Origin of the sequence: Timonella sp. A28 (assembly GCF_051200815.1) — a bacterium.
Lineage (GTDB): Bacteria > Actinomycetota > Actinomycetes > Actinomycetales > Cellulomonadaceae > Timonella.
Window position 1 is genome coordinate 761421 of sequence record NZ_CP195159.1, and the last position, 13198, is coordinate 774618.

Genomic DNA, 13198 nt, shown 5'->3' on the forward strand with positions numbered 1-13198 from the left:
AAACGCGCGGGGCATCCCCGCGCACTCACGCTGTGTGCGTGAGATGAAAACTTAAAAACATACAGGAAACGGCGGACCGCGTCGGGAAACAGACTGCAGAAAAACCAGCAAACGATGCACATGCGGGATATGTGCAGGGCGTCGCTGAGCAGACGGTAAAACGTGTAAGACAATCGTCAACACGTGTACAAGAAGATGCACTCGTTGCTGAATGTAATCAAGGAAACGGTCTATGCGCCGCAAAACCATGGTTAACACAACTGCACTGCATACGTGCATGAGTGTCATGCGCCAGTCAGTATGCAGGTGAGCACTGTCAACAGTATGCGTTAAAGATTCAGCATGCATATGCGTGCCGCTATGATGTGCGCCCGGCCCTGCCGCACGGTCAAGTGCGGTCATGCCGCCTAGGAGCTCTAAAGAAAAGTGGGCGATAAATTGTGCGCCAACAGCATTAAAAACTTGAAAGCGCGAGTTATCGAATCGTGCTGAAAGGGCAGCAATCGGCGCTATAAAACCACTTGTTAGCAGCATCGCAGTCACTGTCGGCAACGTTGTTGCCGCCAGTTGGTGCGCACCCATAGCCAGCGCCAGAAGGGCTGGATAGATGAGCACAAATCTACGAAGCATGAGAATGTATTTACTTCACAGACGCAGAGTCAATGATGTCGAAGGCATGCATCATTGAACCTGTAATAGCATATGGCGCTTGCTCAACAACGATTGGTTTTGCGTTAAAAGCGATACCAATCCCTGCTGCAGCAATCATCTCTAAGTCATTTGCGCCATCACCTAAAGCAATGGTGTGCGCTAACGGAATGTTGAGTTCTTGGGCATATTTTCGAAGAACTTCTGCCTTATAGGCGCGGTCTACGATGCGACCCGTCGTTCTTCCGGTGAGCGTTCCATTATCAATTTCGAGTTCGTTTGCTTGGAAGCGTGTGATTCCTACCTCGCGCGCTAACTCGGACACGATTTCGACAAAACCACCTGAGACTAAAGCAACTTCCCAGCCTCGAGCGTGGCACGCAGTTATGAATTCGACTGCACCATCAGAGAACTCAATATCCGAACGCACAGTGTCAAGCTGTTGTGTAGTGACGCCCTTTAGTGTTGCTACGCGTTCACCAAGTGATGCAGAAAAATCGAGTTCTCCACGCATTGCTCGTTCTGTTATCTCAGCAACCTGCTGCGCTGTTCCAGCGTGTTGTGCAATAAGTTCAATAACTTCTTGCTTGATGAGTGTGGAATCAACGTCCATGACGACGAGTCGCGGCGCAGAAGGTGCAGGTAGATTCGGTGCAGTCACGCATCTAGCCTAGCGGGACTAAAGTCTTGATATCCATGGGCACAGTATGGAGGTGGATCACACTTTACTGCGTGCTGCGGTTTTCATATGCGTCAAGGATTTCGTCTTCGTGGACGCGAGGGCCTCGTAGCTCCGCAAGAATGGAAATAACAGCGGCAACGCTTAACCCAACACCGATTATTGCCAGTGGGTTAGATATGCCTATAGCAAGCCCAAGGGCTGGCTCTTGCGCGCCAGTAAGGACCGTGTGTAGTTCCCCATTAACGCGATCTGGGATTGTTAGACCTAACACTGCTAGACAAGCCCACGAACACCACAGCACGATGTAGGTGAATCGTCGCGGTTGAAGATTACGCGCAGACATTTTGGCGAATGCACGCGTCAGCACAATGTGAAGCACAAAAATTGGCAGTCCAATAAGAAGTGCATACATGAGAGTCAGCGAACCTAGTAGGTCCCATAGAGCCCTCCCAGCGACTACCCACACAGCACATAGTGTGCCGCCCAACATGACCAGCACAGGTGTTATACGGCTCATTTTATTGGACGTCGGCGCGATCAGTTGCCCGTAGATGGGCAGTGGATTGTCCCCACTGAGCCCACGTATCTTCATGTTCCAACACTGCAAATCCGGATGTTGGCAGCCCAAATCGGACTCTGCTCACAAGGCCAGAGTCCGATTCTGGGTGTGCAAGATGTGCTGCTAGTGCTGACATGACGGGTTCGTGTCCGACGACAAGCACAGTCGACGCTTGCGGGTGTTCCGCGACGATAATGTCCAGCACATCTTGCGGTGTTGCTGTGTACAGCGCATCCATGATGGATGCGAAGGTTGTTTCACGATCGAACGCGTTACTTAGTAGTTCCCAAGTTTGTCGTGTACGTAATGCTGAAGAGCACAAAACTGCATCAGGGTTTATGCCTGCTTGCGCAAGCATATTCCCGACGAGTCCTGCTTGTCTGCGCCCTCGTAACGCAAGGGGCCGTAGCTGGTCAGGAACTGACCCTGCCGGCTCTGCCTTTGCGTGTCGAAGTAGTACAAGACGTCGCGTGCCGTTCGTAAAACTCAAAATTACTGTCCCATCGCGTGAACTCCACCGTCTACGTGGACGATTTCAGCGGTCGTCGCAGGGAACCAATCTGACAAGAGCGCTGCAACAGCACGTGCTGTTGGCTCTGGGTCAGTTTGATCCCACCCGAGCGGTGCCCGCTCAGGCCAGGAACCTTCCATCTGTTCGAAGCCTGGAATGGACTTCGCTGCAGTAGTTCGGATTGGACCTGCTGATACGAGGTTAACCCGAATTCCGTCAGAACCTAGATCACGGGCAAGGTAGCGCGCCGTAGATTCGAATGCGGCCTTCGCCACACCCATCCAGTCGTATACCGGCCATGCGAACTTCGCATCAAAAGTCAAACCAACAATCGAACCACCGTTTTTAAGTAGTGGTTTTGTGGCTACAGCCAGCGATTTTAGTGAAAATGCGGATACTTCAAGTGCGGTTGCAACGTCCTGCCATTCACCGGCGAGGAAGTTGCCTCCCATGACGCTTTGTGGGGCAAATCCGATGGAGTGAACTACCCCATCTAGAGAGTCAACATGTTCTAAAACACGTGCTTCTAGCGCTGCGAGATCTTCGTTGTTCGTTACATCAAGTTCCAGAACCGGTGCTGGCGCAGGTAAACGCTTAGCGATCGCTTGAGTGAGACGGAACTGACGTCCGAACGAGGTGAGTAGAACTTCTGCACCTTCAAGCTGTGCGAGTCGTGCGACGTGGAAGGCGATGGAGTGATCGGTCAAGACTCCAGTAACAAGAATCTTTTTTCCTTCGAGCAAACCCATGTTTCATCCTTTGTTGAGAGAACTATCGTGTGAAGTGTTAAGTGCGGCGATAATGCGGTAAAGCTTAGTGCCCCATGCCGAGTCCACCGTCTACTGGAATAACAGCACCGCTGATGTAGCCTGCAAGCGGTGACGCCAAGAAGGTCACTGCCGCTGCAACTTCATCAGGCTGTGCAAAACGTCCAGCTGGAATAGAGGCCTTGTATTTTGTTTGAGTGTCTTGTGGAAGTTGAGCGGTCATTGCAGTCTCAATGAATCCAGGTGCAACCACGTTGGCTGTGATTCCGCGCGAGCCAAGTTCGCGGGTGATGGAGCGTGCCATACCGACAAGGCCTGCTTTGGATGCAGCATAGTTCACTTGGCCTGGTCCACCGTAAAGCCCAATAACAGAGGAGATCATGATAATGCGGCCTTTACGAGCACGAATCATGGGCTTTGTAGCGCGGCGAACACAACGGAATGTTCCGGTGAGGTTCACGTCCAAAACGTCTTGGAATTCGTCGTCGCTCATACGCATGAGTAGCTGGTCTTTAGTGATTCCTGCATTAGCAACAAGGATCTCGACTGGGCCAAGATTTTCTTCTATGTCGCTAAAGGCTTGATTCACTTGCTCTGTGGAGGTCATGTCTCCGATAACACCGTACACACCTTCTGGCAGGTCACCGCTGCGATAAATTGTTGCGACTTTATCTCCCTGTGCAACAAATTTCTCTGCAATTGCACGACCAATACCTCGGTTCGCTCCAGTCACGAGCACTACACGTCCAGTGTGCTGCTCCGCTAGTTCGTGTTGTGCCGGTGTGGGCGTCATGTTTCCTCCGTGTTGTTGTACGTCGTGTGGAGTATGCGCGCGCTGGTACCCGTATTCATCCACGCGCTTAGATGCATACGGCTTGCGTTTCCAGTTCCTCTGGCAACGTCGTCCGCGCACGCATACCCAATTTCGAGAGTATCTGACGATATGCACTAACACATCACACGAATCACCCTCGCATACCCCTAAATCTTAGTATGTTTCCTACAAATCGCGTTGGATAGATGTGAGAAACCTTTTCTTCAAAAGGCAGCCGCCTCACTTTGCTCCCACCACCGTAGAATGGAAGAGTGCCACGAAAGAGTGAAGTGCCTTCCATTACTACGGCTCCGCAATCGCTTGCAGACGATCAAAGCCGTCGCACTCGCGTGTATCTCATCGAGATGGGAATACGCGTAGCGTGTTTCATTGGCGCTTATTTCGCATCAGGTACTTTACGGTGGATCCTTATTGGGGCTGCGGTCTTTCTTCCTTATATCGCTGTGGTTTCTGTAAACGCCAGCAGAAGAAATTCTCAAGATTCAGGCAATCCATTTGAGTATCTGCAACTTGAAGGCACACACACGCCAACCACCCCACCGCCATCCGATACCCCATCGGATCCACGCACGTAGAGGAGCAGTTAGCTTGGTAGATCTTTTTGCCACTGCAGACCCCATCAACTCGCTTATTTGTTCTGGGAAAGGCTGTCGCGCCGATGCACGCTGGGGTCTTTTATGGAATAACCCGAAAATCCACACGCCAGAGCGCCGTAAGGTGTGGCTCGCCTGCGATGACCACCTGTCTCACTTAAACGAGTTCCTCTCTTTACGCGGTTTCCTCAAAGATGTTGTTCCAGTGGAAACCCTTGAGCATGAGGCTGCCGAAGAGTAATGCCTCAACATTCACACACAAGTAACTCCTCACAGGAACGCGAAGAATCCGCACACCAGTTTTCATTAGTGCAATGGATTGGCATTGCTGTGGCGGTGGGCGTTCTTGTAGCTTTATGTATTGCTGCTGGGCGTTGGCAGTGGCATCGTCATGTTGATCGCGCAGATTTTATTTCGACGGTGGATGCCAACTATGAATCCATCCCTGTCGATATTGCTGAGATTTTGCCGAACACGCATACCCAACTGGCACCCTCTCGCGTCTGGTCTCAAGCCCAGTTGCGCGGCACATACCTACCGGAATACACGGTACTGCTTCGTAATAGACCAGTGAATTCTTCGCCAGCGCTCCATGTGCTTGTTCCCTTTGAAACACAAAGCGGGAATATTTTTCTTATCAATCGTGGATGGATCTCGAACGCACGTAACGCGGCAGGTCCAGAATCAATTCCGGCTCCGCCTGCAGGGCTCGTTGACGTTGTTGTGCATCTTCGTGCCGATGAACCCGCAACTGATAGGTCGGCTCCTATTGGTCAGGTACAAGCCATAAACATTAAGCAAGTGCTTCAAGCCGGTTCGAATGCCGCCGAAAGCGCCGAATCGCTCCTACAACGGGACTACTACCAATATGCGTATGGGGCATTAAGCGACGAGAAACCGAGCGCACAACAAAGTCTGCGAGCGCTACCAAAACCAGATACTGATCCGCGCTCGCACCTGAGTTATGCCTTCCAATGGTGGGTGTTTGCTATTGGTGGAGCGGCTACTTTTTTGGTGTTATTCGTCAAAGATCGCACTCGCTTCTCACAGAAGAAATCTTCAGGGAATCCTTTTGCAGCTCTTAATGAGGCTGAAGAAGCGGTTTCTTCTGATTCGAAGACGAGTAAGCGGCGTGCCCAGCGCACCACCGAAGAAGATTATGAAGATGCGCTCTTCGATGAGTAGTCACACGTGTGCAGGCGTGCATAGCGTGGCTGTTTTGTAGCCTGCACACGTATGGGTTAAGCCATCGAGACGAGTTCTTTATAGGAGTCGTTCCATAGGTCTTCATCGCCGTCTGGCAAAAGGAGTACGCGGTCTGGGTTCAACGCTTCAACGGCGCCTTCGTCGTGCGTCACCATAATGACGGCGCCCTCATACGTGGATAGTGCTCCCAGTATTTCGGCGCGTGATGCGGGGTCAAGGTTGTTTGTTGGCTCGTCGAGAAGCAGAACGTTAGCGGATGACACAACGAGGGTGGCAAGCGCTAGACGGGTCTTTTCTCCACCAGATAGGACGCGAGTTGGTTTGTCTGCGTCTTCCCCTGAGAACAGGAAGGAACCAAGCACGGAGCGTACTTCTGTGTCTGTTAGGTCGGGTGCTGCATGGCGCAAGTTTTCAACGACTGTGACGCTGAGGTCAAGTGTGTCGTGTTCTTGCGCGTAATATCCTAATTTGAGTCCGTGGCCTGGCACTACTTGACCAGAATCGGCTTCTTCAACGCCTGCGAGTAGCCGTAATAGAGTCGTTTTTCCGGCACCGTTAAATCCGAGGATGACGACGCGAGCGCCGCGGTCAATCGCAAGGTCAACTCCGATGAAGACTTCTTGTGAGCCATACGATTTTGATAGTCCTTCTGCGGTTAAGGGTACTCGTCCGCAGGGTGCAGGCGTTGGGAAGCGAAGTTTTGCGACTTTTTCTGCAACGCGTGGGCCTTCAAGCCCGTCAAGCATTTTTTCGGCGCGTTTTATCATGTTTTGTGCGGCGACAGCTTTACTTGCTTTTGCCCGCATTTTGTTGGCTTGCGCTAAAAGAACACCTGCTTTTTTCTCTGCGTTGGCTCGTTCTTTTCTGCGACGTTTTTCGTCTGTTTCTCGTTGTAGTAGGTAGTCGTCCCAGCCAAGGTTGTATTGGTCGAGTTCGCCACGTGTTGCGTCGAGGAAGAATACTTTATTGACGATCGCCCGCATGAAATCGTTGTCGTGCGAGATGACGATGAGGCCGCCTTCGTAGCTTTTCAGATAGTCGCGTAACCAAATGATTGAGTCCACGTCCAAGTGGTTTGTTGGTTCGTCGAGCATGAGCGTTTCTCCGCCTGAGAAAAGAATTCGTGCGAGTTCTACGCGGCGTCGTTGCCCACCGGAGAGTTCACCGAGTTTGTGTTCGAGAACTTCCTTATCTAACCCGAGGTTAGCGGAGATACGCATGGCTTCTGCTTCTGCCGCATATCCTCCTGCGGCGAGGAATCGTGCTTCGACTTTGGGGTAACGGTCGAGAGCTTTTTCCATGATTTTTAAGTCGCTTGAAGCCATGTCTGCTTCTGTTTTTGCCATGAGTTTCACGAGTTTATCTAGCTCACGAATCGACAAAATGTGGTCTTTTGCGCTTTGTGTGGGATCTGCAGGGTGTGTGTCTTGGGGCAAGTATCCCAGAACACCGCTGCGGGAAGCCATACCTGCTGTTGGTAGGGTTTCTCCTGCTAAAACTTTGGTTAGTGTTGTTTTTCCGGCACCGTTGCGCCCCACTAACCCAACCCGGTCGCCTTTGCCTACTTTAAAGGTTGCCGAGTGCAACAGTGTTCGCGCACCAATTCGAATTTCGATGCCCTGAGCGCTAATCACAACAATGTCCTTAGTACGAAGTCTCTAAAAATGTCAGCAAATGTTCATCGCAGACACAAACGAGGTCAATTCTATAGGTGGACTACCGTCAAGGGGACCTTATTTTTGTAAGGTCTACGCGCATCACATTTCCAGACAGCTCAACGCTTCTCTGTGTTGAGCCTTCACAGACGAGGAACACTGATGACAAGCACCCTTTCGCATGACGAACAGCATCCTGTGCAAGAAGAAAACGAGTTCGGGCAGCAACGCGCAGCCAAGAAGTCATCTATTGCGTTAGATATTGCTCTTGTTGCTACATTCGCTGCTTTTATTGCAGCGTGTGCGGTCGCACCGTCTATTACTCTTGTCGGCATTCCAGCGCCGATCACGCTGCAAACGCTTGGTGTGATGCTTGCTGGGCTTACTCTTGGGGCACGACGCGGAATTCTTGCGGTGCTGCTGTATCTTGCTGTTGGTGCTGCTGGACTTCCTGTTTTTGCTCGAGGTGGCTCTGGGTTAGCGCCTTTTACGGGGCCGACAGTCGGTTACCTGATTGCTTTTCCTATCGTGGCGTTTTTAGTGGGCTTGCTTGTTAAACGCATTATCGCGGCGCCTGGAAAACCTGACTTTAAGCCTTCGTTTACGTCGCATTTGCTGGCGATTGTTGCTGCTTTTGGATGTTCGCTTGTTAGCGTTCATCTTCTCGGTGTTGCAGGCATGACTTTGCGGGTTCCTATGGCTTTTAGTGATGCGCTTACCGCAGATGCGGCTTTTATACCCGGTGACATCGTAAAAACCACATGTGCGGTGCTACTTGCGTCGGCGTTGTTGAAGGCATTCCCTCAACTTAAAGAGTTGCGTTGACGTCATGTCTGTTGTCTTTGATCGTGTTGTTGTAGAGGCGCAAGGTTCACGGCTCCTTGGTCCTGTAAGTGTTTCGTTAACTCAGCGCAGGATTGCTGTGTTGGGTGAGAACGGTTCAGGTAAGTCAACTTTTTTGAAAGCCGCCGCCGGGCTTATTGGGCCTCAATATGGCAGCGTTCGTGTTGCAGGGCATGACACTATCGATGATGAGACTGATGTACGTCGTGTTGTCGGCTTTTGTTTTGCAGAAGCCGACGCACAATTATTGGCTGGAACTGTCGGAGAAGACATCGAGCTTTCTGTACGGGTAGCGAAGGGTCGTAATTATCCGCAGACGACTGCCGAGAAGGTGTTGCAAGATTTTGGTTTGTCGTTGTCGACGCAACGCGCGTGTCACACCCTTTCCGGTGGGCAAAAGCAGGCGCTTGCGTTAGCTAGTGTTTTGACGGCTCAGCCCACAATTATTGTGTGTGATGAGCCTACAACTCGCTTAGATTTACGATGGCGACGAGACATGATCGACGTGTTGTGCGCTTTACAGCAGCAGTTAATTATTGCTACTCATGATCTTGATTTTGCCGTGTTGTGTGATCGTGTGCTTGTCATTGACGATGGTCTGATCGTATTTGACGGCAACCCTGAGGCAGGTGTCGCCATGTATGAGCAGTTGTGCGATAGCCGTCCGTCACGGATTCCACGCGGTTGTGCTGCTCAACAAGTACGTGATGAAGCATGAGCGCCTATGGGCCTGCACGTAAAGTTCCTGCCCGCCTTCGTGTTCAACACAGTGCATTCAGTGGCGGCTATATTCCGGGCGTAAGTTTTCTGCACAAGGCTCCGCTCTATATAACTTTTACAGTGCTTATAGTGCTTTCGAGCTACCTCACTGTGCGTGGAACGAGCCTTACTGCGGCAGCAGTTTTTTGTGGAGTGTTCGTCGTGCATGTTAGTGCAAGGCTATCGTTTCGTATTTTTATACATGTGGGCTGGCTTGCTTTGGGTATCTCGCCTTTCATCGGATACCTCGCGGTTACTGCCAGTGTTTCTTTTGCGCTTAGTCGTTTCTTAACTTTTTGTGCGCTGTTTTACCTTGCATTGGTTTTTTCGTCGGTCACGTCACCGACGAGTGTGTTCAATGCTGTGTCTATTGTTTTACGACGATGGCTTGGACCTCGTCGTGCCTTACATGTTGCTCTTGCCTGCGCTCTTTTGTTGCGTCTCTTACCTCAAGTTAATGAAGCATTACGCATCAGTCGTGAGGCGGCTCGTTCGCGGGGGCTACACACCCGCGGATGGAACGCATTCGTTCCATCCGCGTTAAGGTCTGTGCAGCAAGCGATACACGTCGGTGAAGCCGTGGATGCTCGTGGACTGTTAAGTTACGACAATACACACCGTTAAAACGCTGAGGGCGGGCTAACACATCAAGTGTTAGCCCGCCCTCAGTTACACAAAGAACCTATTTTGTGTCTTCACGCTTTGGTTTGAAGTCAACGCCAGCTTCTTTACGCTGCTCTGGAGTGATCGGAGCCGGAGCTTGTGTAAGCGGGTCAAACCCTCCCCCAGACTTAGGGAAAGCAATAACATCGCGAATTGATTCAGAGTTAGACAACAACGAAACGATGCGGTCCCACCCGAAAGCAATTCCACCATGCGGTGGTGCACCAAACTTGAACGCGTCAAGAAGGAAGCCAAATTTTTCCTGTGCTTCTTCTTCGCCGATTCCCATAACTTTAAATACGCGCTCTTGAACGTCACGGCTGTGGATACGGATCGATCCGCCACCGATTTCGTTACCGTTGCATACGATGTCGTATGCGTACGCCAGCGCTTCGCCTGGGTTCTCTTCAAAGGAGTCAATCCATTGAGGAGTTGGGCTGGTAAACGCGTGGTGGACGGCAGTCCACGCAGAGTTTCCGAGATCGACGTCGTCGTCTTCACCAGTTGGTTTGAATAGTGGAGCGTCAACAACCCACAAGAACGACCACGCGTTCTCGTCGATCAAGCCCGCACGTACACCGATTTCGTTACGGACAGCACCAAGAAGGTGACGGCATTCGCTGGTCTTACCGGCAGCGAAGAAAATGCAGTCGCCAGGTTGTGCACCGGTTGCTGCTGCGAGTCCTTCGCGTTCTGCGTCGGTAATGTTCTTAGCTACTGGTCCGCCGAGTTCACCCTCGTCAGAAATGGTGACGTATGCCAGACCCTTTGCCCCGCGCTGTTTCGCCCAATCCTGCCATGCATCAAATGCACGACGAGGTTGTGCGGCACCGCCAGGCATGACGATGGCGCCAACGTATTCGTTTTGGAACACGCGGAATGGTGTGTCTTTGAAGTACTCAGCAAGTTCTGTGATCTCAAGATCAAAACGCAAGTCAGGTTTGTCTGAACCATACAAACGCATGGAGTCGTTGTATGTGATGCGTTGGAATGGCGCATCAAGGTCAACGTCGATGAGTTTCCAGATGGCCTTCAGAAGTTGCTCTGCGAGCGCAATAACATCGTCTTGTTCAACAAAGCTCATCTCAATGTCAAGCTGGGTGAACTCTGGCTGACGGTCTGCACGGAAGTCTTCGTCACGGTAACAGCGCGCTATTTGGTAGTAACGCTCCATGCCCGACACCATAAGGAGCTGTTTGAACAGCTGCGGTGATTGTGGCAGTGCATACCATGACCCTGGCGCAAGACGAGCAGGCACCAAGAAGTCACGAGCACCTTCAGGTGTAGAGCGAGTCAACGTTGGGGTTTCAATCTCAACGAAGTCGTTTTCTTCCAGCACTGAACGGGCTGCCTGTGAAACCTTCGAACGCAACCGGATAGTTTGTGCTGGCTTTGGGCGGCGCAAGTCGAGGTAGCGGTATTTCAGCCGTGCCTCTTCACCAATGGTTTCGTTTCCGTCAAGCGCAGTGGAAACTTGGAAGGGCAGCGCTGCTGATTCGTTTAAAACAACAACGTCTGTGGCAATAACTTCAATGTCACCGGTGGCAAGATTTTGGTTATCGTTGCCGTCTGGGCGTGCCGCAACTTCTCCAGTAACTTGTAAAACAAATTCGGAGCGCAGCGGGTGCGCCACTTCTTCGTCTCGGATGACAACCTGGGCGATACCTGAAGCATCGCGGAGGTCAATAAAGGCAACTCCACCGTGATCACGGCGGCGGTCAACCCATCCGGTCAGAGTTACTGTCTGGCCGTTATGCTCAGCTCGTAGTGAGCCGGCGTTATGAGTGCGCAGCACGTTTTTCCCTTCTTTGTGTTGCGTCGTTGTGGCTGTTTTATCTATGAGAACCTACAGACGCCTTCGCTCAGTCTAATCGTTAAATGGCTTAAACAACGCACACATTCTTGTGCGCTGTGCACTGCCACAAGTATTACGGTGAAGAAAAGGTCGCCTGTCGGAACTTTTCATATCAGTCGTTGTGAATCCCGACGTGTGGTCGTAGGTCTTCGTGAGGTGGCGCCCATGTTTCTGGGTTACCTTCAACTTGTTCGCCACTGCGGATGTCTTTGACTTGGTGTCCTACGTGCTCACCGTGAGCGTTGGTCCCTGCCGGGAACCACACGAAAGGTATGCCGCGTCGATCTGCGAATTTGATTTGTTTACCAAATTTAGCGGCATTTGGGGATACATCTGTTGGGATGCCTCGGGCACGTAGCGCGGTTGCGATCGCATCAGATGAGGCACGATTGTCTTCGTCAAGCACTGCGACAAGCACAGCGGTAGGTACAGCACGTGAAGCCGTTACTACTTTCTGGCCAAGTAAACGCGAAACGAGACGAGACACACCGATAGATAGGCCGACGCCCGGGTATGTGTTCTTTCCGTCTGATGCGAGCTCGTCGTATCGCCCGCCAGAGCAAATTGAGCCGAGATCTTCGTGACCGATCAGCACTGATTCGTAAACGGAACCTGTGTAGTAGTCAAGGCCGCGAGCAATTTTCAGGTTTGCTTCTATTGTGCCTGGGGCACGTGTAGATGCTGCTTCTAAGAGAGCTCGTAGTTCAGTCAGTCCTGTTTCGAGGAGTTCGTGAGAGATATTGTTCTGCGCTGCGAGTCGTTCAACGTCTTCAACAACTGTTGCGTCAGTGCCAGAGATGTGTGCAAGGTCAAGGCAAAGTTGCGCTTGTTCGTGTGTTGCATCGACTTCTTCGATGAGGAGTTGACGAACTTTGTCCGCACCGATCTTGTCGAGTTTGTCGATGTTACGCAGCACACCGGCTACATCATCGAGGCCTAAACCACGGTAGAAACCTTCAGCTACTTTCCGGTTATTGACCAGAATCTTAAACTCAGGGACACCTAAATCTTTAAGTTTCGCCAAAGCTTCTGCCATAACTAACGGTAGTTCTACCTCGTAGTGGTACGGCAGTTCTCCCGCGCCTACAACATCAATATCTGCTTGATAAAACTCACGGAACCGTCCGTCTTGCGGGCGTTCACCACGCCACACTTTCTGGATTTGGTAACGCTTAAAAGGAAACGCTAAGTGTCCCGAGTTTTCAAGAACGTAGCGTGCAAACGGAACAGTTAAATCAAAGTGCAAACCAAGTTGTTTGTCTTTGCTCTGCTCATCTGTTTCAGCCGCTTGGAGGCGGTTAAGCACATACACCTCTTTCGAGGTCTCCCCTTTGCGAAGCAATTGATCTAGTGGTTCAACTGCTCGGGTTTCCACACTCGCAAAGCCATGAAGTTCAAAAGTTTCTTGGATAACGTCCAAAATCCGTTGTTCAACAATACGTTGCGCAGGTAACCACTCTGGAAAACCAGAAAGAGGAGTAGGTTTGTTCATAGCACCATATTTTTCCATACACTCGTGTGCTTTAGTTTCTGTGACGCATCATCTGGTCATGATCCTGAACACGTCCGTTAGGTTTTATGCACCTTCTCGTGTGCAACGAAACGTCCAACACATGGGAAAG

15 protein-coding genes are annotated in these 13198 nt (G+C 51.2%); 6 read left to right on the forward strand and 9 right to left on the reverse strand.

Going from position 1 to position 13198, the window contains the following annotated elements:
- Positions 1–51: 51 nt before the first annotated feature.
- From ACR9EC_RS03605 to ACR9EC_RS03630, 6 genes are all read right to left on the reverse strand, one after another.
- Positions 52–630, reverse strand: a complete 579-nt coding sequence (locus tag ACR9EC_RS03605; RefSeq protein ID WP_435300152.1) for a hypothetical protein — start codon at positions 628–630, stop codon at positions 52–54.
- 10 nt (positions 631–640) lie between these two features.
- Positions 641–1309, reverse strand: a complete 669-nt coding sequence (gene serB / locus ACR9EC_RS03610) for a phosphoserine phosphatase SerB (RefSeq protein ID WP_435300153.1) — start codon at positions 1307–1309, stop codon at positions 641–643.
- A gap of 64 nt (positions 1310–1373) precedes the next feature.
- Entirely contained in the window at positions 1374–1742 is a 369-nt protein-coding gene (locus ACR9EC_RS03615; protein ID WP_435300154.1) for a hypothetical protein, read from the reverse strand.
- A gap of 106 nt (positions 1743–1848) precedes the next feature.
- On the reverse strand, positions 1849–2379 hold the full coding sequence (locus ACR9EC_RS03620; RefSeq protein ID WP_435300155.1) for a SixA phosphatase family protein: 531 nt from the start codon (positions 2377–2379) through the stop codon (positions 1849–1851).
- Positions 2380–2381: 2 nt separating this feature from the next.
- The gene (fabI, locus tag ACR9EC_RS03625; protein WP_435300156.1) at positions 2382–3149 is read right to left on the reverse strand and encodes an enoyl-ACP reductase FabI; all 768 of its coding nucleotides are present in this window, start codon (positions 3147–3149) and stop codon (positions 2382–2384) included.
- A gap of 64 nt (positions 3150–3213) precedes the next feature.
- A complete protein-coding gene (locus tag ACR9EC_RS03630; protein WP_435300157.1) occupies positions 3214–3960 on the reverse strand; it encodes a beta-ketoacyl-ACP reductase in 747 nt (248 codons plus the stop codon).
- A gap of 293 nt (positions 3961–4253) precedes the next feature.
- Between ACR9EC_RS03630 and ACR9EC_RS03635 the strand changes: the two genes are divergently transcribed.
- Genes ACR9EC_RS03635 through ACR9EC_RS03645 form a run of 3 tightly spaced genes read left to right on the forward strand, consistent with a single transcriptional unit; the run spans position 4254 to position 5780 of the window.
- The gene (locus tag ACR9EC_RS03635; RefSeq protein WP_435300158.1) at positions 4254–4577 is read left to right on the forward strand and encodes a DUF3099 domain-containing protein; all 324 of its coding nucleotides are present in this window, start codon (positions 4254–4256) and stop codon (positions 4575–4577) included.
- A 13-nt stretch (positions 4578–4590) separates the two neighbouring features.
- Positions 4591–4836: a hypothetical protein gene (locus ACR9EC_RS03640; protein ID WP_435300159.1), complete on the forward strand. Its 246-nt coding sequence runs from the start codon at positions 4591–4593 to the stop codon at positions 4834–4836.
- The gene (locus ACR9EC_RS03645; RefSeq protein ID WP_435300160.1) at positions 4836–5780 is read left to right on the forward strand and encodes an SURF1 family cytochrome oxidase biogenesis protein; all 945 of its coding nucleotides are present in this window, start codon (positions 4836–4838) and stop codon (positions 5778–5780) included. Before ACR9EC_RS03640 ends, ACR9EC_RS03645 begins: the two co-directional genes overlap by 1 nt.
- A gap of 56 nt (positions 5781–5836) precedes the next feature.
- Here ACR9EC_RS03645 and ACR9EC_RS03650 read toward each other — a convergent pair whose 3' ends face one another.
- Positions 5837–7435, reverse strand: coding sequence for an ABC-F family ATP-binding cassette domain-containing protein (locus tag ACR9EC_RS03650; protein WP_435300161.1), 1599 nt, complete (start codon positions 7433–7435; stop codon positions 5837–5839).
- Positions 7436–7618: 183 nt separating this feature from the next.
- Between ACR9EC_RS03650 and ACR9EC_RS03655 the strand changes: the two genes are divergently transcribed.
- The 3 genes from ACR9EC_RS03655 (at position 7619) to ACR9EC_RS03665 (ending at position 9682) form a co-directional block, all read left to right on the forward strand.
- Positions 7619–8281 (forward strand): biotin transporter BioY, encoded by a 663-nt coding sequence (locus ACR9EC_RS03655; protein WP_435300162.1) that lies wholly within the window; start codon positions 7619–7621, stop codon positions 8279–8281.
- A 4-nt stretch (positions 8282–8285) separates the two neighbouring features.
- Complete coding sequence (locus ACR9EC_RS03660) at positions 8286–9017, forward strand: energy-coupling factor ABC transporter ATP-binding protein (RefSeq protein WP_435300163.1); 732 nt, start codon at positions 8286–8288, stop codon at positions 9015–9017.
- Positions 9018–9148: 131 nt separating this feature from the next.
- On the forward strand, positions 9149–9682 hold the full coding sequence (locus tag ACR9EC_RS03665) for a hypothetical protein (RefSeq protein ID WP_435300164.1): 534 nt from the start codon (positions 9149–9151) through the stop codon (positions 9680–9682).
- 58 nt (positions 9683–9740) lie between these two features.
- Here ACR9EC_RS03665 and aspS read toward each other — a convergent pair whose 3' ends face one another.
- Both aspS and hisS read right to left on the reverse strand, forming a co-directional pair.
- Positions 9741–11516, reverse strand: coding sequence for an aspartate--tRNA ligase (gene aspS, locus ACR9EC_RS03670; RefSeq protein ID WP_435300165.1), 1776 nt, complete (start codon positions 11514–11516; stop codon positions 9741–9743).
- 172 nt (positions 11517–11688) lie between these two features.
- On the reverse strand, positions 11689–13068 hold the full coding sequence (gene hisS, locus ACR9EC_RS03675) for a histidine--tRNA ligase (protein ID WP_435300166.1): 1380 nt from the start codon (positions 13066–13068) through the stop codon (positions 11689–11691).
- Between the last annotated feature and the right edge of the window lie 130 nt (positions 13069–13198).

Bases quoted from the DNA above. Each gene is read 5' to 3' on its own strand.
- ACR9EC_RS03605 (WP_435300152.1), bottom strand. From the start codon at position 630: ATGCTTCGTAGATTTGTGCTCATCTATCCAGCCCTTCTGGCGCTGGCT.
- ACR9EC_RS03615 (WP_435300154.1), bottom strand. From the start codon at position 1,742: ATGTATGCACTTCTTATTGGACTGCCAATTTTTGTGCTTCACATTGTG.
- fabI (WP_435300156.1), bottom strand. From the start codon at position 3,149: ATGGGTTTGCTCGAAGGAAAAAAGATTCTTGTTACTGGAGTCTTGACC.
- ACR9EC_RS03630 (WP_435300157.1), bottom strand. From the start codon at position 3,960: ATGACGCCCACACCGGCACAACACGAACTAGCGGAGCAGCACACTGGA.
- ACR9EC_RS03645 (WP_435300160.1), top strand. From the start codon at position 4,836: ATGCCTCAACATTCACACACAAGTAACTCCTCACAGGAACGCGAAGAA.
- ACR9EC_RS03655 (WP_435300162.1), top strand. From the start codon at position 7,619: ATGACAAGCACCCTTTCGCATGACGAACAGCATCCTGTGCAAGAAGAA.
- ACR9EC_RS03660 (WP_435300163.1), top strand. From the start codon at position 8,286: ATGTCTGTTGTCTTTGATCGTGTTGTTGTAGAGGCGCAAGGTTCACGG.
- hisS (WP_435300166.1), bottom strand. From the start codon at position 13,068: ATGAACAAACCTACTCCTCTTTCTGGTTTTCCAGAGTGGTTACCTGCG.